Source organism: Kosakonia sp. SOY2, assembly GCF_027109175.1.
GTDB lineage: Bacteria > Pseudomonadota > Gammaproteobacteria > Enterobacterales > Enterobacteriaceae > Kosakonia.
The window spans coordinates 617,969-642,411 of record NZ_JAPVXH010000002.1; the positions used below are offsets into that span (position 1 = coordinate 617,969).

A 24,443-nucleotide genomic window follows, 5' to 3' on the forward strand; every position below is an offset into this window, starting at 1 on the left:
CAAGCACTTATTCTACCATGCAAGCACGTAACGACCAGTAGCTGGCCTGCACTTCTGCGTCTCCCGTCAGAGTTATTTGCGCCGGATGGGCCGGGAAGTAGCGGCTGCTCATCACCCCTTCGCCATCGTTGATAAAGATTTCGACGCTGGAGTGGTCACAAAGGATCTGCAACTTATGCGCGCAACCGTTCCAGTAACGGTGCTGCCACGCGCCGTTCTCCAGACTGCGACGTGAAAGACGCAGTTCATCGTGCCGCCATTCGAGGCGCAGCGTATCGGCGAAATCCAGCGTTATGCCGCCCGCACTTTCCAGCACCAGTTCCAGGCGCTGCGCATCCAGCGCGGGCATCTTGTGCGCTGTGCCGCAATAATGTTGCTGATCACCACGCAGTGCCTGCAACTCCCTGACCGGTTGCTGATAGAGTTTTCCGTTGCGTGAGGACAGCTCACGCAGGCAGGTCATCTGGTGGATCCAACCGTTGGCAACGGTCGGCTGGCGCATCTCTTCGCCGTCCGGCACGCCCATCCAGCCTACCAGCAGGCGGCGCCCGTCGGCGCTGAGCGTGGTTTGCGGAGCATAAAACTCAAACCCGGCGTCCAGTTCGTGAAAGTCGCCGTGCTGGTAGCTTGCACTGGCGTAGTCGAGCTGACCGCTTAAATAAGCGCTTGGGTAAGTGTTGAGATAACGCTTCTCTTCCCGCGCGATCCCCTGCGGACAGCAGATTAAAAACGTACTGCCGTTAAGGGTGAACATGTCCGGGCACTCCCACATATAGCCCGCGTCACCCAGTCCACCCATCCCGCTACCGGCGATTTCGCCAAGGTTTTGCCAGTTCCACAGGTTTTCGGAACGCAGGAGTAAAACTTTGCCCTGCAATTGCAGGTCCTGCGCGCCCAGCACCATGTACCAATAGTCGCCGTGGCGCCACACTTTCGGGTCGCGAACGTGGCCGGTGTAGCCGTGCGGCAGGGGGATCGCCGGGCCGAGCTTGTCGAAGCCGCCCGCGCTGTTTTGCACCGCCAGGCATTGCCACGCGGTACGCGTGCCATCATCAAATTTCACATTGCCGGTATAACAAAGCGTCAGGACGCCATTGTTATCAACGGCGCTGCCGGAATAACAACCGCTGCGGTCGTACTCTTCATCAGGCATCAACGCGACAGGTTCATGCTGCCAGTGCACTAAGTCCTCTGAACTCCAGTGCCCCCAGCACTTGTGCTGGTGCTGGCAGCCCAGCGCATTCCACTGGTAGAACAGGTGGTAGCGCCCGGCAAAGTGGATAAACCCGTTCGGATCGTTGAGTAACCCGGTGGCCGGCGCCAGGTGCCAGCCGGGGTAGTGGCTGTCATTCAGCGCCTTCGGTAGACCTTTCATCACCGCCTGTAAAATGGCGGGTAGCAGCGGTTGTGAAGCCATTATTCAGAGTCCGTTTTGTATTTCAGCAGGTAAGAGATAACAAAGGCGACGCTAAAGGCGATAGCCATGCCGATAATATAATTCAGCAGCGAGCTGGCCTGCACAATCGCCATCCCTGGTAGGCCGGTCAGGCCAACCGCCGTCATATAGACATGCACCGACACCACCCACGCGCCGCCAACCGCGCCGCCAATCAGTGCGGCGATAAACGGTTTTACAAAGCGCAGGTTGATACCGAAAATTGCCGCCTCGGTAATGCCGAGCAGGGCAGAGAACGCCGAGGGCAGGGTAATCGCTTTAATCTTCGCGTCTTTGGTTTTAAACCATACCGCCAGGCACGCGCCGCCCTGCGCCACGTTTGCCATCGCCCAAATCGGCAGCAGGAAGTTAACGCCAATCGATGGATTCCCCAACAGCCCGGCTTCAATGGCATGGAAGCTGTGGTGCACACCGGTAATGACAATCACCGAATACAAGCCGCCGAACAGCAGACCGGCCAGCCATCCGGCATGGGCGATAAGGGTACTGAGCACAAACGAGATGCCGTCGCCGAGCGCGCGACCCGCCGGGCCGATAATCAACATCGCGACAAAGCCGGAGATAATCACCGTCAGGAACGGCGTGAGGATCAGATCCAGCGCATCCGGGATCACCCGGCGCAGCTGTTTTTCCAGCAGGCTCATAAACCACACCGCCAGCAGCACCGGGAAGACGGTCCCCTGGTAGCCGATCATCGCCACTTCGATGCCGAAGAAGTTCATGGTGTGGAAGCCAGCCGCCACGCCCCAGGCGTTAGTCAGCGCCGGGTGAGTCAGAATGCCGCCCAGCGTTGCGCCAAGGTACGGATTGCCGCCAAATTCGCGCGCGGCAGTAAAGCCAATCAGGATCGGCAGAATGATAAACGCCGCCGAGCTGAACATGTCGAGCATGATATAGAGCGCGTTGTCGGCGTTGACCCAGCCGTAGGTTTTCACCATCCCCAGCAGGCCCATCAGCAGACCGGAGGCGACAATCGCCGGAATAATCGGCACGAAAATGTTGGAGAGCAAACGGGCGATACGCTGGAACGGGTTCAGTTTACGCGCGGCAATGTCTGCCGCTTCCGATTTACTGGTTTCGCTGATCCCGGCTTCGGCAATAAACGCGGCGTAGACTTTGTTCACTACGCCTGTGCCAAAGATAATCTGCAACTGACCAGCGTTACGAAAGCACCCCTTTACGCCGTCAACTTTGCCAATCGCGGCAGTGTCTGCTTTAGCGTCTTCCACCAGCACCAGGCGCAGGCGTGTCGCGCAGTGCGCGGCGCTGGCAATATTGTCCTTGCCTCCCAGCAGCGGCAGTAGCGACCGGGAAATTTGTGCAAAATCCATAAAAACCTCTGTTTTATCGTTTTTGTGGGACTAACCGGCAAAAAGGGCTCCCGAAGGAGCCGTTTCATCAGAACCAGGTTTCCATTTGTACGCCGAAGTTCCATTCACCGCCGGCCTTGAAGCCGTCGCTGCCAAAGGCATCGGAGCTCGCATATTTATCCAGACGATGATCCCAGTCCATCCAGGTGGCGAACAGGCGGATTTCCGGGCGTTTAAGGAATTCACCCACATCGCTGGCTTTCAGCGTTGGGGCGACGGTGAGTTTGTAGAAGTTGCCGCTGACCGCGTTGCGGCTGTTGTAGCCTTCCGGGCGCAGATCCATGTACTGATAGCTGCCTTCATACTGCATTTCGAAGTTTTCGGTAAAGCCCTGAATCAGGCGCACGTTAGCGGTTGCCCATTGATAGCTGTCGCCTTTGACATAGCGATCTTTGCTGGTCTGCGCCAGCAGTGCCGGGGCAATATGCCAGCCGCCGCCGAGCGGCGTAATACCGTAGCTGGCAAGACGCCAGGTGTTGGCTTCCGGCAGCAGCGCGCCGTCTGAACCGATTGACTTCACTTCCGCACCCAGGCCGTGACCGTACAGTAGCGCGGTTTTCGCTGACCCTTCGCGCAGACCGTAGAAGCTGTCGTTATGCAGGCCGAGCAGAGCATGTACGCCGGTGTTCGCCGCATCGCTCTTCACTTTGTTGCCGTCGAGATCGAGGCGGTCATCATTGTCTTTGGCGCGCATCCCGCTCACCATCAACTGCACCGGACCGTAGAAGTTATTCAGCGAGAGAATGTAGTTCTGCGCGGTGTTTTTGCTGTTTTCGATATCACCGAAAGTGCGCCCGTAAATCGAGACGTTGCTGCGCGCGTTGTCGCCCCATTTCATGTCGTACACGCCCGCGCCAGTCCCGGCGAGGAACACCACATCGGAGTCGATCCAGTGAATGTCGAAGTTGTCGCGGTCAAAGCGTTTACCGGCCCAGAAGGTGGAATCTTTAAACGCGCCGCTGAAGCTTGGCAGATGGCCGATTTCGGTAAATGCCTGGCGCAGGTTGAGATCGCTTGAGGACGCCGTCCAGTCGTTATAGGTTTTCTGCCCGTCGGCGAGCATCACTTTAAAGCGCGTGGTCGCACCGTTCGCCAGCGTCTGTTTATGCTCGAGGTTCATCTCGACATAGGTGTCCGGCTCATTCCCCAGACGACCAACGTGGCCGCCGGTTTCTCCGGCAGGTGTCACCGTTGGGCCACCCTGTGTTTTGGCGGCCGAGTTGTTCATCAGCAAGCCGGAGCGGGCGTAGCCGTGGAACTCAAACCCGCCTTCGTCAGCGGCTTTTTGTTCCAGTTTGGCGATACGCTGTTCAACCGGGGCGGTGGTGGTCTGGTTTTTTTGCTGGGCGGCAGCCAGTTGCTGGGCCTGTTTTTCGGCGGCCTGCGCACGGTTTTCGGCGGCGTTAGCGCGTTGTTCTGCGGCTTGCAGGCGCTGTTCCAGTGCGGCGAGACGCGCTTCAATGCTGCTCATGCTGGGGGCGGCGGCGTGAGCGGCCCCGGCGCTTAATATCAAACCAAGGGTTACGGCGAGCGTGCTTTTTTTCATCTTTTTGCATCCCTAAGGAAGAGCCATCATCACAGAGTTATTTTGCTAAACCGGTTTAGGCCTCGAATCATAATCAAGGCCATTTTCTACACGCAATGAAATTTGCTAAACCGGTTTAGTGATTGTGAGACGGCTCGCAAAACGAAACGGCAGGCCCGCTAAATCAGCGGCATTGTTCCAGAAGCTGGTGGTGATACGGCAGGGCGGTCATCGCACCTTTGGCGGTAGTCGCCAGCGCGCCGCAGATCTGCGCGCTGGCAAGCCTCGCGGACAACTGCGCTTCGCAGTCCGGCAGGCCGTGCTCCGCGAGCCCCCACAACAACCCGGCGACAAAGGCGTCGCCCGCACCGGTGGTATCGATGCTCACCACCGGTAAAGTGGGGTAGTGGAATATCTTGCCGCTGTGCCAGGCGGTGACGCCCGCTTTTCCTTGTGTCACCAGCAATAAGCTAATGGCATAACGACTTGCCATGGCTTGCATGCTGGCCTCAAGCTGTGTGGAACCGGAAAAAAACGCCAGCTCCTCTTCAGACAGTTTCACCACATCGGCCAGCGTTAACGCCTGGCTCAGGCACTGGCGAAGCTGCGTGGCGTCCGACCAGAGATCCTGGCGGATATTGGGATCGAAGCTGACAAAGCCGCCCGCGCTGCGCACCCGCTGCATGGCAGAGAAGGTGGTGGATCGCGATGGTTCTGCCGCCAGCGCAATCGAGCAGCAGTGTAGCCATTCGCCGCACTGGAATTCCGGCAGGTCGCTTTCGGCAAGAAACAGGTCGGCGCTCGGGCGTACCATAAAGGTAAACGAACGTTCACCGTCATCGTCCAGCGCCACCACCACCGTGGAGGTGCGCTGCGACGGGTCAGCGCGCATAAACGCCGTGTCGACCTGTTCTGCTGACAGCGTTTGTTGCATAAAACGACCAAATGGATCGTCACCGACGCGGCCAATAAACCCGCTATTTCCCTGTAACCGCGCAACGCCGACCGCAACATTCGCCGGTGCGCCGCCGGGACACTGCATTAAATGTCCCGGTGCTTCCGGCAGTAAATCCACGACGGCATCGCCCAGACACCAGACTCTGGCTGACATGCTTTTCTCCTGACAAAACGTATTGCTAAAAATTAACTAAAACGGTTTAGCAAATCAATGATGTTTTGCAAGACCTGTGATTTTTTAACCCCTGCTGTGCGGTGGATTTTATGCGCAACGTAAAAGATATATCAGAGAAAGAAGAATATAGTCAGGCGGAAAATAACGATTTCCGGCCATATAAGATCTGAATTTTTCTCATGAAATATAAATTAAGATAATGAGGGTGGTTATTTATATCAGCAGGTTAGTTGTTCTTATTAATAAATATACATTTCACCTGTTAATGGTTTTTTTCTTTAAAATTCAGTCTAATGAGATGCCATTTCCATTCATTTAATTACTGGATAAGGAAATTCCATTCGTTTGAAAAAATAAAAATCAGGGTTTATAGCTTTCTCAGGCATAACGAATTACCGATTGCACCCATAAGGAGAGAGCACATGGATGAGCAATACCCTGGCATAGATGATATTTATGCCTCCCTGGAATTATCTTCGTCCCTGGAAAAACACCAGTTCCCCGCTAAAGAACGGGACCCGCGCAATGTCTTTGCCGCAGTACGCGACGAATTGATGCTTGACGGTAACTCACGACAAAACCTGGCAACGTTTTGCCAGACATGGGTCGATGATGAAATTCGGACATTGATGGACTTGTCCATCGACAAGAACATGATTGATAAAGACGAATACCCGCAAACGGCTGAAATTGAGTCTCGCTGCGTACATATGCTGGCCGATTTATGGCACTCGCCGGAGGCGCAAAACACGCTCGGTTGCTCGACGATTGGTTCCTCTGAAGCGGCAATGCTCGGCGGGCTGGCGCTGAAATGGCGCTGGCGAAAAAAACAGGCCGCTGCAGGCAAACCTACCGACAAACCGAACCTGATCTGCGGGCCTGTGCAAATCTGCTGGCACAAGTTTGCCCGCTATTTTGATGTTGAGCTGCGCGAAATTCCCCTGCAAGGCCAGCGGTTAGTGATGAACGCCGAAGAGGTGATCAAGCGGGTTGATGAGAACACCATTGGCGTTGTCCCGACGATGGGCGTCACCTTCTCGTGCCAGTATGAGCCGGTAAAAGCGGTGCATGATGCGCTGGATAAGCTGCAACAGGAAACCGGTCTTGATATTCCCATCCATGTTGACGGTGCCAGCGGCGGGTTTCTGGCGCCGTTTTGCGCACCGGACATTGCGTGGGATTTTCGCCTGCCGCGGGTGAAATCAATTAATGCCTCTGGCCACAAATTCGGTCTTGCCCCGCTGGGTGCCGGTTGGGTCGTATGGCGCGAGGCCGCTGATTTGCCGGAAGAACTGATTTTTAATGTTAACTACCTCGGCGGCAACATGCCGACGTTCGCCCTCAACTTTTCACGACCTGGCGGGCAGGTCATTGCCCAGTATTACAATTTCCTGCGCCTGGGGCGGGAAGGCTACACGAAAATTCATCACGCCTGTTACCAGACAGCGCAGTATCTGGCGCGGGAAATCGACAAATTTGGGCCGTTCAAAATCTTGTTCGATGGCGACAGCCAGCAAGGCATTCCTGCGCTGGCGTGGACGCTGCGCACCGAGCGCGCCATTGGCGGATACACCCTTTATGACCTTGCAGATCGCCTGCGCAGCCGCGGCTGGCAGGTGCCCGCCTATTCAATGCCGGCCCATCGCGAAGATTTGGTTATCCAGAGGGTGCTGGTGCGCCACGGCGTAAGCCATGATCTCGCCAGCTTGCTGGTGGACGATATTAAGCGCGCGCTTGACTACTTTTCCCGCCATCCGGTCATAAACCCGCTCAGCGCTGAGGAAGCCAGTGGTTTTAATCATGCCTGAGGCCCGGAAAGTCTCGTTATGAAAGGAGGAGTGCCATGGAGGCGGTGAACAAAAGCGTTCCGGCTAGAACATTATCCATGATTGGTTTTTTTGCTATTACCGCATCCATGGTGATGGCGGTGTATGAATACCCGACGTTTGCGACATCGGGTTTCAGCCTGGTTTTTTTCTTATTACTGGGCGGTATTTTATGGTTTATCCCGGTTGGCCTGTGTGCGGCTGAAATGGCCACGGTTGAGGGCTGGGAAGAGGGCGGGATCTTCACCTGGGTATCAAAAACGCTGGGAGAACGCTGGGGGTTTGCGGCAATTTCGTTTGGTTATCTGCAAATCGCGATCGGTTTTATCCCGATGCTCTACTTCGTACTGGGCGCGCTGGCTTATATCCTTGACTGGCCAGCGCTGAACAGTGACCCGCTGACGAAAACAATCGCCGCGTTAATCATTCTTTGGGCGCTGGCGTTTACCCAATTTGGCGGCACGAAATATACCGCGCAAATCGCCAAACTGGGCTTCTTCGGCGGCATCCTGCTGCCTGCCGCTATCCTCGTGGTGCTGGCCATCGCGTACCTTCTCAGCGGCGCGCCGCTGGCCATCACTTTTGATATGTCGACGTTTGTCCCGGATTTCACCCGGCTTGGCACGCTGGTGGTCTTTGTGGCGTTCATTCTGAGTTATATGGGGGTCGAGGCGTCGGCTACGCATGTTAACGAAATGAACAACCCAGGCCGTGACTATCCACTGGCAATGATACTGCTGATGATCGCCGCGATTTGCCTCAGTTCGATTGGCGGCTTGTCTGTCGCGGCCGTGATCCCACATAACGAGATCAACCTTTCTGCCGGGGTCGTTCAAACTTTCAGCGTGTTAATCACCCATTACGGTGCCGGACTCGCCTGGGCCGTAAAAGTCATCGCGGCGCTACTGGTACTGGGCGTGCTGGCAGAGATCGCCTCATGGATTGTTGGCCCGTCTCGCGGCATGTATGTCACCGCGCAGCGAGGCATACTGCCTGCGCCATTCGCCCGGGTTAATAAAAACGGTGTGCCGGTGACGCTGGTGGTGAGCCAACTGCTGATGACATCCGTTGCGCTGGTGGTGCTCACCAATGCGGGGGGCGGGAGCAATATGTCCTTTTTGATTGCCCTGACGCTGACGGTGGTGATTTATCTGTGTAGCTATTTTTTATTGTTCCTGGGCTATATGCAGTTAATTCGCAAACAGCCACAGCTCAAGCGCACCTTTCATATTCCCGGCGTAAAAGGATTCCGGCTCGCGGTGGCAGGGCTGGGCTTGTTGGTTTCGCTACTGGCCTTTATCGTCTCGTTTTATCCACCGGCCTCGATTGGCGGCGAAAGCGCCGACGAGAAGTACATCACGCTGCTGGTTATCTGTTTTGTGATTGTGCTGATCCTCCCCTTTCTGGTCTACGCGCTGCATGACAAGCGCGGTAAACAAGGCACTGTGACCCTGGTTGCCATCACCGCTGATAATGCGCCGAAAGGACATTTCTTTATCCATCCACGCGCGCGTTCACCGCATCATTTAGCCCCTAAGGAATAGCAGTTTTTTCAATGATATGAGTCATTAATAAGGAGAAGTGAATGAAAACAACCGTTAGCATCATCGTTGGCAGCTTGCTGCTGGTTTCCGCTGCAACACAGGCAGCAGATAAAGGTAAGCCCGTGAATAGCTGGACATGTGAGGATTTCCTCGCGCTGAAAGCCTCTTTCCAGCCAACTGCCATCGGCATTGCTGAAGCGTTAAATAACAAGGACAAACCTGAAGAAGCGGTGGTGGATGTTCAGGGGATTGAAACGGTGACGCCCGCCGTGATTGAAGCCTGCAAACAGGACAAACAGGCCACGTTCAAAAGCAAAGTGGAGGGCGAGTGGGACAAACTAAAAAAGGATATGTGAACGCGAAAATTTATTATGGCTAACCTGCCGGGGCATTGAGGCCCCGGCAACTTACTCGGGTTTAAACAGCGGCACTGTCTTGCCGGTAATATAGCGTCGGCGCAGCCAGGCCGACGCGCTATCCATCAGCATCACTACCGCCACCAGAATCACGGTGATAAACATCACCACATCCCAGTTCCACAGCCGCATATTCTCGGCGTAAATCAAACCAATCCCGCCCGCGCCAACAAAACCGAGCACCGCTGCCGAGCGGGTGTTGGACTCAATTTGATACAGGCTCAGCGCCAGAAATGTCGGGAAGGATTGGGTAAAAGTGCTGAAGCGGTGTTTCTGCAAACCGCCCGCGCCCACGGCGGTTAAGCCGCGCCCTGGCGAGCGATCCACCGCTTCGTGGCTTTCGGCGTACAGCCGGCCGAGCAAGCCGGTGTCCTGCATGATGATCGCCAGCACCCCGGCAAGCGGACCAAGCCCGACGGCGCGCACAAAAATCAGCCCCCAGATCGCCATATCAATGCCGCGCAACATATCGAACAGGCGGCGCACGAAAAAAGCGATAACGCCCGCAATGCCGCCTTTCATGATGTTGCGCGCGGCAAAAAACGACAACAACAGCGCGAATAGTGTGGCGGTCGTTGTGCCGGCAAAGACAATCGCCAGCGTAATGCCAATCTGCGTGAAGTAGTAACCAAACGGCCAGTTGAGGAAATCATGCCAGACGAACATGCGCAAAATATAGCGGCCGATCTGCTGCATGCCGGTCAGCGCCTGTTCAACAGGAATGCCGAACTGCATAAAGAACCACACGTAATAGAGCAGTACGGCAAGGGCGATAAGCCCGAGGCGGCGCAGATAACGCCCCTGCGCCTGGAACAGTTTTCGGTTTAATTTGCGGCTCAATTCCACATTCGGTACGGCTTGCCAGTTGGTCATTTTTTCCCCTCCAGCACCCACTGGCGCAAGCGACCAGAGAGCGTATCGAGCACGAAAACGACGATAATAATCAGCAACAATGTGATGCTGACCTGATCGTAACGGTCGAGTTTGATGTTGGTCATCAGCTCCTGGCCGATGCCGCCCGCGCCGACCAGCCCAAGAATGGTCGAGGAGCGAAAGTTAATTTCGAGACGCATAAAGCCATAAGAGAGAAAAATCGGTTTCACCTGCGGCCACAGCGCGAAGCGAATGCGTTGCAAACGTGTCGCGCCGCAGGAGGCCAGCCCGCGCACCGGTCTGTCATGCGTGCTCTCGACCGCTTCATAAAACAGCTTGGTCAGGCTGCCAACGGTGTGCAGCGCCAGTGCCAGAAATCCGGGGATCGCCCCGATGCCAAACGCCATCACGAAGATCACCGCCCACGCCAGTTCCGGCATGGTACGCAAAAATGCGACCAGCGTACGCACGGCAAAACGTACCGGCGGCGGAGACCAGGTGTTGCCCGCCGCCAGAAAAGCCAGCACGGCGGCAATGGCGAATGAAACCAGCGTTGCAGCCAGCGCCAGTTGCAGGGTTTCCCAAATCAGCGGGAGCTGGATCGGCAAACGGTAGCCCCAGTACGCCAGCGAGCCTTTGGTGTGGCTGTCGGCAAACAGCACCGGCCAGTGCAGCGTCGGCACCGTTTCCAGCATGTAATCCATAAAGTTCGGCAGCGAGTGCCAGATGGTGGTGAGATTGAATTCTGCCGCGTTACCGGCGGCGAAATAGAGCGCCAGCAGCACCAGCGACCAGGCGACAGTGTCGCGCTTCTGTCGCATTCGGACTTGCTGATAGTAGTGCTCAAACTGCGTATTCGACATATTCATGCGTAGCGGGAGATCCTGTATGACCATCGAATAAAAGCCCCTGGTTTTTACGCAGGGGCCGAAGAATCGATGCGGCGAAGGATTAGCGTGCGGTAACCAGTTCGCGTTTCATCTCGATAATCTGCTTAAAGTCATCCACGCTGCCCGGGCCGATATGCTGCGTACCGCCCATCGCTTTCACGAAGCAGGCGTGGTTATCGGTATCCAGTTTTTTAACCGCGGTAATCACTTTGGCTTTGAAATCCGCCGGCAGGCTGTTGCTCACCAGAATCGGGCCGTTCGGGATCAGCGGCGATTCCCAGATGATGCGGATCTCTTTCATCAGGTTCGGGTGATCCATGCGGATCAGACGGTTAAACGCCCCGACGCTGTAGCCTGAGTTGTAATCGCCGACCATCGAGGTCCATGTTACAGCGCCCGCGAACTGGCCGTTCAGCACGCCGAGGATATCTTGCTCGTGACCACCGGAGAAGGTGACGCTGGAGAAGTAGTTGTTGTATTTATTGTCCGCGTTACCGCCAAACTTCTGTTTGAAGGCGTAGTTCGGGATCAGGTAACCGGAAGTGGAATCCGGATCGGCGAAGCCAAACGCTTTACCTTTCAGATCTTCCAGTTTTTTGTACGGGCTGTCGGCTTTCACGATCACCACCGAGTGGTAACCGCGCGATTGATCTTTGTCATCCACCGCGATCCCGACGATATCCACGGCTTTCGGGTTATTGATATACACGGATGCGTAAGAGGAGGGGGACATGCTCAGCACCACGTCGACTTTTCCGCCCAACAGACCCTGAATCACGCCCGAATAATCAGACGAGTTGCGCAGCTTGGTATCCACGCTGAGCTCTTTATCCAGAAACTCTTTCACGCACTGGTTATCACCAATTTGTTGGGTTGCGTTCTGGCCGCCCAAAATCCCCAGATTTAATTCCTTCGGCTGCTCCGCGGCAGCCGCCTGCCATGCCAGCAGAAGACCTGTCATCAATGCCGATAAACGTAATGCGCCAGAAATATGCTTTTTCATTGTCATTGCCTGTGTCGTCTCATTGGAAGGAATAATTAATGCAATTGACTGATTTCATCGCCGTACAGCACCTGCAGCACGTCCTGCGTTAACCGGGAGGGATGATCGTCAAAAATGATCCGTCCCTGGGAAACGCCGATAACGCGGGTGCAATACTCTTTCACCAGCTCCACGGAGTGCAGGTTCACCATCACGCTGATGCCTTGCTCGCTCACTTCGCGTAATACGCCCATGATGCGCTGGGTATTTTTCGGATCCAGCGAAGCGACAGGTTCGTCCGCCAGTAAAAGAGAGGGGTTTTGGATCAACGCGCGGCAAATGGCGACACGCTGCATCTGACCGCCGGAAAGCGTTTCCGCCCGCTGTAAGGCATGCGGCAGCATGTTCAGCCACTCCAGCAAAGCGATTGCTCTGGCGCGGTCTTCATCGGTAAAGACTTTAAACAGGGATTTCAGCGTCGACGTCTGGCTAAGCCTGCCGAGCAGCACATTGGTCAGCACGTCGAGGCGCGGCACCAGGCAGAAGTCCTGGAAAATCATGCCGCACTGGCTGCGCCACTGATTAAGCGCACGACCTTTCAGATGAGTGACATCGCGCGGTGTACCCACTTCCGGGAAACTTAGAATTTCGCCAGAGGTGGCGCTGTGCGTGCCGTTTAGTACATGCAGCAAGGTGGATTTCCCTGCGCCGGAGCGTCCAATCACGCCGACCATCTCACCGCTGTGCAGATCAAAACTGATGTCGTGCAGCACGGTCTGGTGCGCGTTATAGGCTTTGCGTAAGTTCTTCACGCTCAGCACCTTTTGCTTCGGCACCGTGTTTAATTGATGCAGAGACGAATAGTGGTCTTCAGAGATTTCTGCCAACGCGCTGTTCATAAGTCTTCCGGTTTTTTCATTAAACTGGCGACCATTAAGAGCACGGGTGATGATCGTTTTATGACGAAAAAGCGAACAAATAATGAACACGGGTGTTTGGCTTAGATACTCGCCCGTGTGGACCTTTATTTTACGCAATCGACGGTGAGGTGTTTTTTCCAGCCCGGTGCGCGGTGAACGGCTGGTGGATCGGAAAAAAAAAGGGAAAGCGCAGACGGGGAGTAAGGGTTATTTTTACACGCCATTTCGCATCGCCGAGAAAGCGAAAGGTTATTTCCTCCTCTTTGACCGACAAATTCTCAAAATAGCCGCTGGCCCACGCCTGACCAATACGCACTGTTTCTTTCACACCATGATGAATATCCAACAACACTATCGTCAGCCACTCTTCAAAAATAATGTCGTCGGTGAGAAACAGCAGATAATGGCGTGAATCGATTTGTACCGCAGCTTCCAGCACCAGGCATGGAACGATGAGATTTGTAGCGACCCCGCCAATAACAACTGTCGAACGGGCTTGTGAGAACTCGGTTGCTTCATGCGCTGTGATTATGTCAACGCTATCGCTTTTTTACATCGGTTACTCCATAGAACAGCTTGTGATTTTATCTTCAGATTATTCTTATCTCCAAGCCGGGCAAAGTGCGTATTCTGTGTAAGCTTTTGTATATGACACAGCGAAAGAGATACCCACTTCCGGTCAGTTGATCTGAATATAAATTGTCATCATGGATGAGTATTTTCATTGGCTGAGGTAATTGTTGGCGTTAAGCCAGAATAAACACGGTTCACATAGTCTGTAACCGAATAGGGCTTCGCGAACAAAAGGTTGAAGGCGCAGGTACACGCGCCGTACTAAGGACGCAACACGTATGAACGAGCGTATTTCTGTACAACTCCCTGTAGCGAGTAATCTGTTGTTTTGGCAATTGTCCGGTCATGAAGCTCTATCTGAACCTTATTTATTCAGTCTCACTTTACTGGGCGAGGATGCTCGCCTTGATCGCAATAAGCTGCTTGGTCAGCCCGTGACCATCACGATACCTACCCAATCGCTGACAACACCGCGCTACCTCAACGGCAAAATAACGCGTGCCGGTGTGCGTCCTGTTGAGCTGTCCGGTACGCGTTATGCTGCCTATACGCTTACCGTCGAGTCAGACCTCTGGCCGATGAAACGCGACCGCAATATGCGTATTTTCCAGGGGCAGACGGTGCCGGAAATTGTCAAAACGCTGTTCAGTGAATATCAGGTGAATGTGGATGACCAGCTAACCGGAAATTATCGCGTCTGGGATTACTGCGTTCAGTATCAGGAAAGCAGCTTCGAATTTGTAAGCCGTTTGATGGAACTCGAAGGGATTAGCTATTACTTTCGCCATCAGGCGGATCGCCATATGTTGGTACTGAATGATGCCGACTCAAAACATGAAACATTCCCGGGCTATGAATCGATTCCCTATCATTCGACAACGTCTGGCGGGGTGACTGATGAAGAGGGGATTAGCCAGTGGGCGATGGAAGATAGCGTTACGCCCGGAAAATTAAGTCTTGAGGATTACGACTTCCGCCAGCCGAATGCATGGCTTTTCCAGGCCCGGCAGAACCCGGCATCGCCAAAACCCGGCGATATTGATGTTTATGAATGGCCCGGTCGTTTTACGCAACATAGCCATGGTGAGAAATATGCCCGCATTCGCCAGGAGCGCTGGCAGGTGGATCACCAGCAAATTGGTGGTTCGGCAACGGCTACCGGCATTGCGCCAGGGTTTGTTTTCACATTGAGGAACGCGCCTTTCACCGGGGATAATGGCGACTATCTGGTTACTACCGCTGAATATGATTTCCGTGAAAACCCTTATTCCTCAAGCGATGCAGGTGAAACCATGCACCGCATTGATTTCTCTGTGATTCCTGCTTCAACACCGTATCGTCCCGAAGTGAAAACACCCTGGCCGCGAACCTATGGCCCGCAGACGGCTAACGTCGTTGGCCCACTTGGTGAGAGCATCTGGACCGATCGTTATGGTCGTGTGAAAGTTAAATTCCATTGGGACAGGCAATCGAAAGGCGATGATACCAGTTCCTGCTGGGTGCGTGTCTCCAGCGCGTGGGCAGGGCAGGGATTTGGTGGGGTGCAGATCCCGCGCATTGGCGATGAAGTGGTTGTCGACTTTATTAATGGCGATCCGGATCGCCCGATTATTACCGGACGCGTGTATAACGAAGCCAGCATGCCTCCATGGGAACTGCCTGCGGCAGCAACCGTGATGGGCTTTATGACGCGCAGTAAAGATGGCAATAAAGATAATGCCAGCTATTTGTTTTTCGAAGATAAACCGGGTAGTGAAGCCGTCCAGCTTCATTCAGAAAAAGATATGTCTGTCTCGGTGGAAAATGACCAAACGGTCAATATTGATGGTCATCGCAATACCACTATCAAAAAGACGCAGACCGATACTGTCACGGAGGATGCGACCTTCAATTATCAGGCGAAGCGCACAACTACGGTAAAGAAAGCGGAAATCAAAGCCTTTAACGATAGCGAAACCACCACCATCCAGAATGGCCGTAAGTTGGAAATCACCAGCGGCGGTGACAATGTGATCATAAAAGATGGTCGCACAACCGATGTGACGGGCAATGAGTTGCACCATGTAACAGGTAATATGACGCAAAACTTCGATAGCGCGCTGATAACCACTGTTAAAGGCGGGCAAACCGAAACGATTGATGGTGGCGTGACAATCAATGTTAACAGCGGCAGTTGGACGCAAAACGTTAACAACGGGACAATTACCATTACCAGCCCGCAAACCATAACGTTGCGCAGCGGTGTTTCCATCGATCTTGATGCACCGAAATCAACTTATACCGTGGGTGGCCATAAGGAAGCCGTGACGGGCAATAGTCTTAGCTTCACTGGGGCGTCGGAAGGGGTTACAGGTGTTGCGTTTGATTATAAAGCTCTGTCTATCGGTGTAGCGAACACAGCTATCTCACGTAATGTTATTTCTATTAGTTCAAAAGCATTTGAAAAGAAAAATGTGCCGCTGGATTACAAGCAGGTTGGGGTCTTACTAGAGTCAGGAGCGTTACGGTGGAGTTCTAAGGCTCTGACGTTAATAGTTTAAAATGATGGAGCTGTAAAATGGAATTCAGATGGATGTATCTCGTTTATCTCTTTATCGCTATTGTCGCCATTCGAGTTTTGATCATGGCCGGTTCGATGGTGATACCGGGTATTCGACAAACAATGATGGAATCAGATGTGCGTAAAAATGGTGTTGGCGTTGGAGCCACTATTGTCTCCAGGAGTCGTGCTGGTTCATTTGAGGGAGGGCTACCCGTTTACAGGCTGACTTTTAAATTCAAAACTCGCGAAGGTGTTGAGGTTGAGTCGAGTCTTGAGCGCCCGTTAGCGGCAGAGGACGTTATGCAATTTGAGCCCGGAAATGGTGTGACGCTTAAGTATGATCCCAAAGATCCTAAGCGTATTGCGCTGTCTGATCGCCCATTGATTTTAGGCGATTAAAATCCGTTTTCTCAGGTCAGGAAATAACCTTATGCCGTACCACCTGGACTATGTTGTTTCCGCCTTCATTGCCGCCCTGGCGGCGTTTCTGCTTTATTACGCGCTGCGCTGGGTTCGCCAGCTCTTTATCGAAGCCCATGTGATGAAACACGGTATCGGTGCGAATGCCGATATTATTGCCCTTAAACGCACCAACTGGATGGACAGGCGCTCTGTCTATTGTGAACTGGTGTTGCGCTTCAGAACGCGCGAGGGGCAACTGGTGCAGGCGAGCGTGTTTCAGTTCCTGGATAGCCGTGAAATTGTGCGGTTTGCCGAGGGCAACGGCACGACCGTGAAGTACGATCCGCAAAATCCGCAGCACATTATCTTATATGACCGCCCGTTAATTTTAGGGGATTAATCCCCGCCATTCCCTTCGCCGCAAGGGATGTCCTTCCACCGACTTTTCGCCTGAGATTCGCGCCATTTTCCCTTTCCAGCCAGCGCGTTAACCCGCGTTATGCCCGCACACTGCAACAGCATGAATTTTAATCCCGCCAGCGTCACAAAACCTGGAAAAAACAAGCCACTGCGTTGCAGCGGGTGAAATGCACGCTATATGTTAAATTTGTGTTTAAAAAAATGATACCAAAGGGGTTTGTTCATGGATAAGAAATTCACTGTTCTGGCCGTGGCGCTGGCGGCGCTGTTTTCCGGCGCTGCGCTGGCTGCCGTGCCTCAGGGGTACCCGGCGGATTACCAGAAAATCGTAGACGCCGGAACCAAAGAAGGCAAAGTTGTTATTTATTCCACCACCGATACCAAAGCCGCAGGCCCGCTGATCAAGGGATTCGAGGCGCAGTATCCGGGCATAAAAGTGGAATATAACGATATGAACAGTACCGAACTGTACAACCGTTATCTTAGCGAACAGGCTTCCGGTGGCGGCAGTGGCGATGTGGTCTGGAGCTCCTCAATGGATACCGCGCTGAAGCTGGCTACCGACTATGCGGCTGAATACGCGTCGCCCGAGCTGGATAAACTACCCAAGTGGGCGGTCTGGGAGAAAAAAGCCTACGGCACCACCTACGAGCCAGTGGTCTTTATCTATAACAAACGCCTGATCCCGGCGGGCGACGTACCGGATTCGCACACCGCGCTTGGCAAACTTATCGCCAGTCAGACCGACAAATTCAAAAATAAAGTCACCACCTACGATATCGAAAAATCGGGGCTTGGTTTTATGCTCGCGGTTGAAGACAGCAAGCACGACAAAGACTATTTCACCCATCTGGCGGATGTGGCGAAGGGCGGTTTAACCGTGCAATCCTCCACCGGCACGATGATGGAGCGCGTCTCTTCCGGCGAAAATCTGATTGGCTACAACATCCTGGGCTCCTACGCCGAAGCGCGCGCGAAGGGGGATAACTCGCTGGGCATCTCCTACCCGAAAGATTACGTGCTGGTGCTGTCGCGCGTGTCGTTTATTAGCGCTGAAGCAGAGCACAGCAACGCCGCGAAACTGTGGTTTGACTATGTGCTGTCGGAAAAAGGGCAGAGCATTCTCGCTAACCAGGCGGATATCCCCTCGCTGCGTAACGATATTGAAGGCAAAAACGACATCGATGGCATGACCAAACAGCTGGGCGACGCACTGAAGCCGATTGCGGTGGATGAGTCGCTGCTGGAGTATCTGGAGCCGAAAAAACGTCTGGAATTTATTAAACAATGGCGCGCTGCTGCCGCTAAATAACGCCCTGACCGGTTGTGCGCCGGTTTTGCGCACAACCCTTTTCTCAGCCAGCGGGTTGGCGTGAGGTTCCTGACCAAAGGGAAGATGTATGAATAGTGTGTGCAGAAAATGGCAGGGGTTGCCGCGCGGCGTCATTGTGTTAATTACCGCGCTGGTTATCTATATCCCGCTGTTATTTATTGTGGTGCAGAGTTTTCTCTCGGCGCCCTTTTTTGTCCGTTCTAAGGAACTGAGTCTCGAAGCCTTCGAGTTTATCTTTACCGATCCGGATTTTTATCTGGCACTGAAGTCCGGCTTTATCCTCGCTTTTGGCCTGGTGTTTATCGCTATTCCACTGGGCGGCATTCTGGCGTTTTTGATGGTGCGCACCGATTTACCGGGCCGCCGTTTTATTGAGCCGCTGATCCTCGTGCCTATTTTTGTCTCGCCGATGGTGCTCGGCTTTGGCTACGTGGTGGCCGCCGGGCCGGTGGGCTTTTTCTCGCGCTGGGCGCAGGAGTTAATCGGCTTTGTGCCATGGAACATCTATTCGATGTTCAGCATCGTGGTGATTGCCGGGCTAACGCACGTCCCGCACGCTTATCTCTATATCTCCTCGGCGCTGCGCAGCGTCGGTTCTGACGTGGAAGAAGCCGCGCGAACGGTTGGCGCTTCGCCGTTGCAGGTGATGACTTCTGTCAGCCTGCCGATGGTGCGCCCGTCAATTTTGTACGCCTGCGTTCTGCTGTTCTTCCTTGGGCTGGAGGTGTTCGGCCTGATGCTGGTGCTGGGTGACCCGGAAGGCAACATGGTGCTGGCGACCTACCTGTATAAACTGACCAATAAACTGGGCACGCCCTCTTACCACCTGATGGCAGCGGTGGCGGTGGTGCTGATTTGTATCACTATTCCGCTGGTGATGCTGCAACGCCGCCTGATGCGCACCGCCAACCGTTTTGTCACCATGAAAGGCAAAGCCTCGCAGGCGCGGGCGCTGCCGCTGGGTAAATGGCGCTGGGTCGCCGGTGCGGTGGTGGTAGCCTGGTTGACGGTCACCATCGGCGTGCCGTTGATTGGCGTCGTGCTGCGGGCGTTTATCTCCAACTGGGGGGTTGGCGTTTCCCTGTGGGATGAAGTGTCGCTCGATACCTTCCGCAATATCTGGCAGCAACCCAACCTGCTGCGCGCCATTGTCAACTCGATGGCGATTGGCATTTTTGGTGGCGCGCTGGCGGTGATCTGTTATCTGTTTGTCGGCATTGCCATGCACCGCAAGCAGGATAACGTGACGCGGTTTCTTGATTACAGCGTGCTGGTTCCCCGCGCCGTACCTGGGCTGCTGGCCGGTCTGGCATTTTTGTGGGTATTCCTGTTTTTACCGATGTGGCTCGATCAGTCGCTAAAAAACGGCTGGCTTTCCGGGTTGCCGGTGGCCGAGTGGCTGCGCGAAAACCTGATTGTCTGGCTGCGCTCGCTGCGTAACACCATCTTTAGCGTCTGGCTGGCCTACACCGTGGTGTGGATGGCTTACGGCCTGCGGCTTATCTCCTCCACGCTGTTGCAGGTCGGGCCGGAACTGGAAGAGGCGGCGCGCAGCACGGGGGCGACAAGTGGGCAAGTAACCCGCCATGTGACGGTGCCGCTGTCGCGTTATGGCCTGATTGGCTCCTGGCTGCTGATGTTCCTGATTTTTGAGCGCGAATACTCAACCGGCGTTTATCTGCTCTCGCCCGGGACGGAAACCATCGGCTCGATGCTGGTGTCGCTGTGGGCGGCAGGGGCGATTGATATTGTCGCCGCGCTGTCGTTTATCAATATTCTGCTGGTGGTCATTGGTCTTGGTGTGGCCCTGCGCTTTGGAGTGAAATTACATGATTGAGCTGGCGGTAGAAAACCTGCATCTGACCTACGGTGATAACGCGGTGCTTAAAGGCGTCTCGATGGAGCTGAAACGCGGCGAAGTGGTGTCGCTGCTTGGCCCTTCCGGCAGCGGTAAAACCACGCTGCTGCGCGCTGTCGCCGGGCTGGAAAAACCAACCCACGGGCGGATCACCATTGGTAATAACGTGGTATACGACGGTACGCCGCGTAGTGAAGTTCCGGCAGAGGAACGTAATCTTGGCCTGGTGTTCCAGTCCTACGCATTGTGGCCGCATAAAACGGTGTTCGAGAATGTCGCTTACCCGCTCAAGCTGCGCAAAGTGAGTACGGCGGAAATCAACACCCGCGTGCAAACCGTGCTGGATCAGCTTGGGCTGGGTACGCTTGGCAAGCGCCATCCGCACCAGCTTTCCGGCGGCCAGCAGCAGCGTGTGGCGATTGGCCGGGCGCTGGTCTACAACCCGCCGGTGATTTTGCTCGATGAACCGCTTTCCAACCTCGATGCCAAGCTGCGTGAAGAGGCGAGGGTTTTCCTGCGCGAACTGATTGTCAAACTGGGGCTATCGGCGCTGATGGTGACGCACGATCAGAATGAAGCGATGGCGATTTCCGACCGCATTTTGTTGCTCAACAACGGGGTGATTGAGCAGCAAGGTACGCCGCAGGAGATGTACGCCACGCCGTCGACGCTGTTTACCGCCGAGTTTATGGGCAGCAACAACCGGCTGCACGGCAAGGTGAGCGAAGTCAGTAACGGCAGGGCGAGGATTGAAGGGGCAAACTGGGCGCTGTGGGGCGTTGCCGGGCCGGGCGTACGCGCGGGCCAGGATTGCACGGCGGTGATCCGCGTCGAAAGCCTGCGACTGGCGGACTCGCCGCAGGATAACTCGCTGGATTTGCCCATGCTCACCAGCATGTATCTGGGCGATCGCTGGGAGTACCTGTTCCGCACCTCCGGCGATGATTTCGCGATCCGTGTTTACGGCACCCAGCAGCGCAACCAGCAAAACTACCGCGTGGTGCTGCCTGCTGAACAGCTGTGGATCTTCCCGCAAAAAAGCTAAGTATGTAAGCACGTACTGACTGTTCAGTACGTGCTGCGCATTACGGCAGTGACACCCATTTGTAACCCAGCGCTATCGTCGCCAGCACAATGGTGCTAAAGGCGGCGATATGCAGCATCAAATCCGCCAGGCTGATGTGCGTCGGGTGGCAAAGGGCAAGCAACGTCAGCGCCATGCAGGCGACGCCCGCGCCTGCGGCCGCCAGGCTGCGCGCCGGGAAAAGCGTGCGCGTGCGGCGCAGGTAAGCAATCACTATCAATACCATCGGCGTGCTGACCGTCACCATAAACAAATAACAGTTTGGCCCTTCGACCGCCGTACTTACCGGCAACACGCGGTGCAGATGCAGATTACTGAACGTACCGGCAAGCCACAGTGCCGCCAGCGGTGTAAACCATTTCCAGCCCAGCGCGTTGCGTCCGGCGATGCTCAACAAAAACGCGTTTCGCACCGCCAGCGTCCCGGCGATAAACGTCAGCAGCAACTGCATCAGCGCCCACCACGCACCAGGCTGCGACCAGTCGGTTAGCGTGCGGTTGAGCACGAAACCGGCTATAACCCCGCAGGGCAGCGCGAGCGCCACCCAGCTTAGCGCCCGCCAGCCCGGCTGGAAGGGGCGTTTTACCGGGGCGATGGAACGCCCCAGTTGTTCAATTAACAGTTCATGATCGGCCATGGTGTGCTCCTAACCGACGAAGGTTGCTCAGGGCGCGATGCAGCAGGGATTTCACGGCGGCGACCGTCAAATTTTGCTGTGTCGCGGTTTCTGCCAGCGTCATTTCGCGCAGGTGAACATGTTCAACCACCTCCCGCTGGCGCGCAGGAAGCTGATTCAGCAGCACTGCCAGCTCGTCGTGTGATGGCGGTTCCATGCTGGTGGCAAGCAGGGGAATATCCGTCTCGCTGGCGATTTCGCGCTGCTGGTGGCGACCGCGTTTGCGCAGGGCATCCACCGCGCGGGCGTTGGCTATCGCCATCAGCCATGGCAGAAAAGGTGCGCCCGGATCGTAGGTGTGCCGTACCCGGTGTACGGTGAGCAGCACATCCTGAATCACATCTTCCACCAGCTCCTCGTCGGCGATATGTTTGCGCGCAAGCGAGCGGATAACCGGCACCAGCGCTTTGAGCAGCCGCGTATAGGCCTGACTGTCGCCGGACTGCGCCAGCGCCATCAGCTGCGGCCATTCGTCGCGCGCTGCCTCATTTTTTTCCATATCCCGCCTTCAGGTTTTTTTACCGCTGGCCTGCGTGAGCGCGTTGACGACAATTGAGGGGGTCAGCACCTGCGGTAAAATATGCGGTGCGCTGCCGTCCGCCGGGTAGACCACATACAGCGGCAAACTGCCTTGCCCCAGCTCGTTCAGCGCATCATCAATATCAGCATTAAATTTGGTCGAATCCGCCACCATATACAGCGTGCCGGTTTTCGCCAGCGCCTCTTTCACGGCTTCTGTCGAGAGCGAGGTCTTTTCATTCACCTGGCAGGTTATGCACCAGGAGGCGGTGAAATTGACAAAGATAGCCTTGCCGTGGCCGCGATTATCCGCCACGGTTTGCGGCGACCATTTGACCTCTTCTACCGTATTGCTCGCCGTAAGCGGCGCGCCGCTTTGCACTACCGAAGGCAGCGGAACAATCGCGGCCAGCAGTAGCGCTGCGGTCAGCGCAAACAGCACTTTATGACCGCGCCCGGCGAACCGACGCTGCTGCGCCATGCCGTAAAGCCAGGCGGCGAAACTGACCACCACGGCCGCCGCCAGAATAGCCGCCAGCGCCGTCGTTCCCGCTTGTTGCGCCAGTACCCACACCAGCCAGCCGAAGGCACCAAACATCGGAAAGGCCAGCCCGCGTTTTAGCGTATTCATCCACGCGCCGGGGCGCGGTAGCCATTTGCCGAGCGCCGGAAACAGTGAAATCAGCGTAAACGGCGCGGTAAAACCGAGCGCCAGTGCGACGAATATCGCCAGCGCCACGGCGGGCGGTTGCACCAGCGCGTAGCCGATGGCGCCCGCCATAAACGGGGCCGCGCACGGGGTAGCGACAATGATTGAGAGCGCACCGGTCAGCGCCGCACGCAGAAATGCCCCGCGTTCTATGGTTAACTCACCGGCGCGTTGCACCGACAGACCGACCTCAAACACGCCGAGCAAATTGAGTGCCGCACCAAGAATAACCAGCGCCAGAAAGGCGATCACCAGCGGCGATTGCAACTGAAAGCCCCAGCCCACGGCGGTTCCCCCGGCGCGTAACGCCAGCAACACGCCCGCAAGCGCCAGCATGGTCAGCACACAGCCGAGTAAAAAACCGAGCCCCTCTTTGCGGGTTTGCGCCGGACGTTGCGTATGTCGCAGCAGCCCCAGCGCTTTCAGCGAAATGATGGGAAACACGCAGGGCATAAAGTTGAGAATAATGCCGCCTGCGAAGGCGGCGAGCATGGCGGTTAACATAGCGATTCTCTGATGGATAACGACATTAACGGGGCTGTTTACGAATGCGCGTTCGCATACTGTTTCACCGCTTCCATCGTTTTCTGAATATGCGTCTCCGGGTTTCTGTCAGTGTAGCTCAACAGGATTTTGCCATCCGGCGCGATCACATAAGAGGTGCGATCCGAGAGGGTTTTGCCGTTCATTTTCATCAGCGTGTCATATTGCGCCGCCACTTTCGCGCCCGGATCGGCGGTGACGGTGAATTTGTCGCGACACTCCAGTTTTGAAAATTCATCGACCTGGTCGGTGTTGCCAGCGGTAACGCCAACCACTGTTGCGCCCAGTTTTTTGAAATCGTCCGTCGCTTCGGCGAAGGCGTGCGCTTCGATGGTACAACCCTTGCTGAACGCCGCCGGGAAGAAGTAGAGCACCACCGGGCCTTTTTGCAGTGCCTGCTGCAACGAGAAGGTGAGCGGTTTTCCGGCCAGCGCGCCTTGTAATTTAAAGTCCGGTGCTTGCGAACCGGTGGGCAGGGCAGCGTGGGCATTTGCGATGTTTAACAGTGCAGCGGCGGTGAGGCTGAGAACGAGTTTTTTTATCGGGATCATGTTGCGCTCCAGTTGGGGAAGTCAGTTAACGCTCAAATACAGTTCGTTCGAATGCCGGCAAAAGTTTCGCGCAGCTTTAAAAAAATAGCGTTATTTTCCCGGCAAGCGTGGTGCGTAATGCTGCGTCATGTGCATTTTTATGGTGTGCTGGAAAAGAAAATCAATGAAAAATCTGAATTGGTTAACCTGATAAAAAGGGGCTGGGTTTCAAATGAAAATTACCCATTTAGCCTTGTTTGTCATATGATTACTGCCCTTAGAGGACGGTTATAAAGCGCACGGAATGCGGCGGCGTCGAT

General features: G+C 55.1%; 23 protein-coding genes. 10 read left to right on the forward strand and 13 right to left on the reverse strand.

The genetic code is table 11. The features are described 5' to 3' along the window. Positions 1-7 precede the first annotated feature (7 nt). From O3S68_RS15895 to O3S68_RS15910, 4 genes are all read right to left on the reverse strand, one after another. Entirely contained in the window at positions 8-1,417 is a 1,410-nt protein-coding gene (locus O3S68_RS15895) for a sucrose-6-phosphate hydrolase (RefSeq protein WP_269231909.1), read from the reverse strand. Next, the gene (locus tag O3S68_RS15900; RefSeq protein WP_269231910.1) at positions 1,417-2,787 is read right to left on the reverse strand and encodes a sucrose-specific PTS transporter subunit IIBC; all 1,371 of its coding nucleotides are present in this window, start codon (positions 2,785-2,787) and stop codon (positions 1,417-1,419) included. The genes O3S68_RS15895 and O3S68_RS15900 overlap by 1 nt, the downstream gene beginning before the upstream one ends. 67 nt (positions 2,788-2,854) lie before the next feature. Then, complete coding sequence (locus O3S68_RS15905; protein WP_269231911.1) at positions 2,855-4,372, reverse strand: carbohydrate porin; 1,518 nt, start codon at positions 4,370-4,372, stop codon at positions 2,855-2,857. A gap of 163 nt (positions 4,373-4,535) precedes the next feature. Further along, positions 4,536-5,462: an aminoimidazole riboside kinase gene (locus O3S68_RS15910; protein ID WP_045510868.1), complete on the reverse strand. Its 927-nt coding sequence runs from the start codon at positions 5,460-5,462 to the stop codon at positions 4,536-4,538. A gap of 443 nt (positions 5,463-5,905) precedes the next feature. On the opposite strand from O3S68_RS15910, the gene O3S68_RS15915 reads away from it, so the two are divergent. From O3S68_RS15915 to hdeA, 3 genes are read left to right on the forward strand one after another with little or no spacing between them, the layout of a single operon-like run. Further along, positions 5,906-7,291, forward strand: a complete 1,386-nt coding sequence (locus tag O3S68_RS15915) for a glutamate decarboxylase (protein ID WP_269231912.1) — start codon at positions 5,906-5,908, stop codon at positions 7,289-7,291. A 35-nt stretch (positions 7,292-7,326) separates the two neighbouring features. Then, positions 7,327-8,853 carry a glutamate:gamma-aminobutyrate antiporter gene (gene gadC / locus O3S68_RS15920; RefSeq protein ID WP_269231913.1) on the forward strand — a complete coding sequence of 509 codons (1,527 nt, stop codon included), beginning with the start codon at positions 7,327-7,329 and terminating at the stop codon, positions 8,851-8,853. A 41-nt stretch (positions 8,854-8,894) separates the two neighbouring features. Continuing rightward, entirely contained in the window at positions 8,895-9,209 is a 315-nt protein-coding gene (hdeA, locus tag O3S68_RS15925; protein ID WP_020454885.1) for an acid-activated periplasmic chaperone HdeA, read from the forward strand. A 51-nt stretch (positions 9,210-9,260) separates the two neighbouring features. Here the strand turns inward: hdeA and phnE (O3S68_RS15930) are convergent, their stop codons facing one another. The 5 genes from phnE (O3S68_RS15930) to O3S68_RS15950 all read right to left on the reverse strand — a co-directional run bounded on the left by phnE (O3S68_RS15930) (position 9,261) and on the right by O3S68_RS15950 (position 13,373). Further along, positions 9,261-10,142: a phosphonate ABC transporter, permease protein PhnE gene (gene phnE / locus O3S68_RS15930; protein WP_269231914.1), complete on the reverse strand. Its 882-nt coding sequence runs from the start codon at positions 10,140-10,142 to the stop codon at positions 9,261-9,263. Further along, entirely contained in the window at positions 10,139-11,011 is an 873-nt protein-coding gene (phnE, locus tag O3S68_RS15935; RefSeq protein ID WP_269231915.1) for a phosphonate ABC transporter, permease protein PhnE, read from the reverse strand. The genes phnE (O3S68_RS15930) and phnE (O3S68_RS15935) overlap by 4 nt, the downstream gene beginning before the upstream one ends. Before the next feature lie 82 nt (positions 11,012-11,093). After that, positions 11,094-12,035, reverse strand: coding sequence for a phosphonate ABC transporter substrate-binding protein (gene phnD / locus O3S68_RS15940; RefSeq protein ID WP_020454882.1), 942 nt, complete (start codon positions 12,033-12,035; stop codon positions 11,094-11,096). Positions 12,036-12,070: 35 nt separating this feature from the next. Further along, positions 12,071-12,913 (reverse strand): phosphonate ABC transporter ATP-binding protein, encoded by an 843-nt coding sequence (gene phnC / locus O3S68_RS15945; RefSeq protein ID WP_097407959.1) that lies wholly within the window; start codon positions 12,911-12,913, stop codon positions 12,071-12,073. 130 nt (positions 12,914-13,043) lie between these two features. Further along, on the reverse strand, positions 13,044-13,373 hold the full coding sequence (locus tag O3S68_RS15950) for a hypothetical protein (RefSeq protein WP_269231916.1): 330 nt from the start codon (positions 13,371-13,373) through the stop codon (positions 13,044-13,046). Between the two features lie 412 nt (positions 13,374-13,785). On the opposite strand from O3S68_RS15950, the gene O3S68_RS15955 reads away from it, so the two are divergent. The 6 genes from O3S68_RS15955 to O3S68_RS15980 all read left to right on the forward strand — a co-directional run bounded on the left by O3S68_RS15955 (position 13,786) and on the right by O3S68_RS15980 (position 21,107). Further along, entirely contained in the window at positions 13,786-16,047 is a 2,262-nt protein-coding gene (locus tag O3S68_RS15955; RefSeq protein ID WP_269231917.1) for a type VI secretion system Vgr family protein, read from the forward strand. A gap of 17 nt (positions 16,048-16,064) precedes the next feature. Then, on the forward strand, positions 16,065-16,448 hold the full coding sequence (locus O3S68_RS15960) for a DUF3592 domain-containing protein (protein ID WP_269231918.1): 384 nt from the start codon (positions 16,065-16,067) through the stop codon (positions 16,446-16,448). 31 nt (positions 16,449-16,479) lie between these two features. Continuing rightward, positions 16,480-16,851 (forward strand): DUF3592 domain-containing protein, encoded by a 372-nt coding sequence (locus O3S68_RS15965; protein ID WP_269231919.1) that lies wholly within the window; start codon positions 16,480-16,482, stop codon positions 16,849-16,851. Between the two features lie 243 nt (positions 16,852-17,094). Further along, positions 17,095-18,183 carry an ABC transporter substrate-binding protein gene (locus O3S68_RS15970; RefSeq protein WP_160268989.1) on the forward strand — a complete coding sequence of 363 codons (1,089 nt, stop codon included), beginning with the start codon at positions 17,095-17,097 and terminating at the stop codon, positions 18,181-18,183. A gap of 88 nt (positions 18,184-18,271) precedes the next feature. Next, positions 18,272-20,041 (forward strand): ABC transporter permease, encoded by a 1,770-nt coding sequence (locus tag O3S68_RS15975; protein ID WP_269231920.1) that lies wholly within the window; start codon positions 18,272-18,274, stop codon positions 20,039-20,041. Then, complete coding sequence (locus tag O3S68_RS15980) at positions 20,034-21,107, forward strand: ABC transporter ATP-binding protein (protein WP_020454877.1); 1,074 nt, start codon at positions 20,034-20,036, stop codon at positions 21,105-21,107. Before O3S68_RS15975 ends, O3S68_RS15980 begins: the two co-directional genes overlap by 8 nt. A 40-nt stretch (positions 21,108-21,147) precedes the next feature. Here O3S68_RS15980 and O3S68_RS15985 read toward each other — a convergent pair whose 3' ends face one another. The 4 genes from O3S68_RS15985 to O3S68_RS16000 are packed head-to-tail and all read right to left on the reverse strand — an operon-like array spanning position 21,148 to position 24,144. Further along, the gene (locus tag O3S68_RS15985; protein ID WP_045510850.1) at positions 21,148-21,783 is read right to left on the reverse strand and encodes a DUF1109 domain-containing protein; all 636 of its coding nucleotides are present in this window, start codon (positions 21,781-21,783) and stop codon (positions 21,148-21,150) included. Next, positions 21,770-22,321, reverse strand: coding sequence for a sigma-70 family RNA polymerase sigma factor (locus O3S68_RS15990; protein WP_020454875.1), 552 nt, complete (start codon positions 22,319-22,321; stop codon positions 21,770-21,772). The genes O3S68_RS15985 and O3S68_RS15990 overlap by 14 nt, the downstream gene beginning before the upstream one ends. A gap of 9 nt (positions 22,322-22,330) precedes the next feature. After that, a complete protein-coding gene (locus O3S68_RS15995; protein ID WP_269231921.1) occupies positions 22,331-23,554 on the reverse strand; it encodes a protein-disulfide reductase DsbD family protein in 1,224 nt (407 codons plus the stop codon). Between the two features lie 38 nt (positions 23,555-23,592). Further along, complete coding sequence (locus tag O3S68_RS16000; protein WP_269231922.1) at positions 23,593-24,144, reverse strand: peroxiredoxin; 552 nt, start codon at positions 24,142-24,144, stop codon at positions 23,593-23,595. A 51-nt stretch (positions 24,145-24,195) separates the two neighbouring features. Between O3S68_RS16000 and O3S68_RS16005 the strand changes: the two genes are divergently transcribed. Further along, entirely contained in the window at positions 24,196-24,417 is a 222-nt protein-coding gene (locus O3S68_RS16005) for a hypothetical protein (protein WP_269231923.1), read from the forward strand. Positions 24,418-24,443 lie beyond the last annotated feature (26 nt).

Excerpts from the sequence above, each read along its gene's own strand:
- O3S68_RS15895 (WP_269231909.1), bottom strand. The coding sequence starts at position 1,417 with ATGGCTTCACAACCGCTGCTACCCGCCATTTTACAGGCGGTGATGAAA.
- O3S68_RS15900 (WP_269231910.1), bottom strand. The coding sequence starts at position 2,787 with ATGGATTTTGCACAAATTTCCCGGTCGCTACTGCCGCTGCTGGGAGGC.
- O3S68_RS15905 (WP_269231911.1), bottom strand. The coding sequence starts at position 4,372 with ATGAAAAAAAGCACGCTCGCCGTAACCCTTGGTTTGATATTAAGCGCC.
- O3S68_RS15910 (WP_045510868.1), bottom strand. The coding sequence starts at position 5,462 with ATGTCAGCCAGAGTCTGGTGTCTGGGCGATGCCGTCGTGGATTTACTG.
- O3S68_RS15915 (WP_269231912.1), top strand. The coding sequence starts at position 5,906 with ATGGATGAGCAATACCCTGGCATAGATGATATTTATGCCTCCCTGGAA.
- gadC (WP_269231913.1), top strand. The coding sequence starts at position 7,327 with ATGGAGGCGGTGAACAAAAGCGTTCCGGCTAGAACATTATCCATGATT.
- hdeA (WP_020454885.1), top strand. The coding sequence starts at position 8,895 with ATGAAAACAACCGTTAGCATCATCGTTGGCAGCTTGCTGCTGGTTTCC.
- phnE (WP_269231914.1), bottom strand. The coding sequence starts at position 10,142 with ATGACCAACTGGCAAGCCGTACCGAATGTGGAATTGAGCCGCAAATTA.
- phnE (WP_269231915.1), bottom strand. The coding sequence starts at position 11,011 with ATGAATATGTCGAATACGCAGTTTGAGCACTACTATCAGCAAGTCCGA.
- phnD (WP_020454882.1), bottom strand. The coding sequence starts at position 12,035 with ATGAAAAAGCATATTTCTGGCGCATTACGTTTATCGGCATTGATGACA.
- phnC (WP_097407959.1), bottom strand. The coding sequence starts at position 12,913 with ATGAACAGCGCGTTGGCAGAAATCTCTGAAGACCACTATTCGTCTCTG.
- O3S68_RS15955 (WP_269231917.1), top strand. The coding sequence starts at position 13,786 with ATGAACGAGCGTATTTCTGTACAACTCCCTGTAGCGAGTAATCTGTTG.
- O3S68_RS15960 (WP_269231918.1), top strand. The coding sequence starts at position 16,065 with ATGGAATTCAGATGGATGTATCTCGTTTATCTCTTTATCGCTATTGTC.
- O3S68_RS15965 (WP_269231919.1), top strand. The coding sequence starts at position 16,480 with ATGCCGTACCACCTGGACTATGTTGTTTCCGCCTTCATTGCCGCCCTG.
- O3S68_RS15970 (WP_160268989.1), top strand. The coding sequence starts at position 17,095 with ATGGATAAGAAATTCACTGTTCTGGCCGTGGCGCTGGCGGCGCTGTTT.
- O3S68_RS15975 (WP_269231920.1), top strand. The coding sequence starts at position 18,272 with ATGAATAGTGTGTGCAGAAAATGGCAGGGGTTGCCGCGCGGCGTCATT.
- O3S68_RS15980 (WP_020454877.1), top strand. The coding sequence starts at position 20,034 with ATGATTGAGCTGGCGGTAGAAAACCTGCATCTGACCTACGGTGATAAC.
- O3S68_RS15985 (WP_045510850.1), bottom strand. The coding sequence starts at position 21,783 with ATGGCCGATCATGAACTGTTAATTGAACAACTGGGGCGTTCCATCGCC.
- O3S68_RS15990 (WP_020454875.1), bottom strand. The coding sequence starts at position 22,321 with ATGGAAAAAAATGAGGCAGCGCGCGACGAATGGCCGCAGCTGATGGCG.
- O3S68_RS15995 (WP_269231921.1), bottom strand. The coding sequence starts at position 23,554 with ATGTTAACCGCCATGCTCGCCGCCTTCGCAGGCGGCATTATTCTCAAC.
- O3S68_RS16000 (WP_269231922.1), bottom strand. The coding sequence starts at position 24,144 with ATGATCCCGATAAAAAAACTCGTTCTCAGCCTCACCGCCGCTGCACTG.
- O3S68_RS16005 (WP_269231923.1), top strand. The coding sequence starts at position 24,196 with ATGCCGGCAAAAGTTTCGCGCAGCTTTAAAAAAATAGCGTTATTTTCC.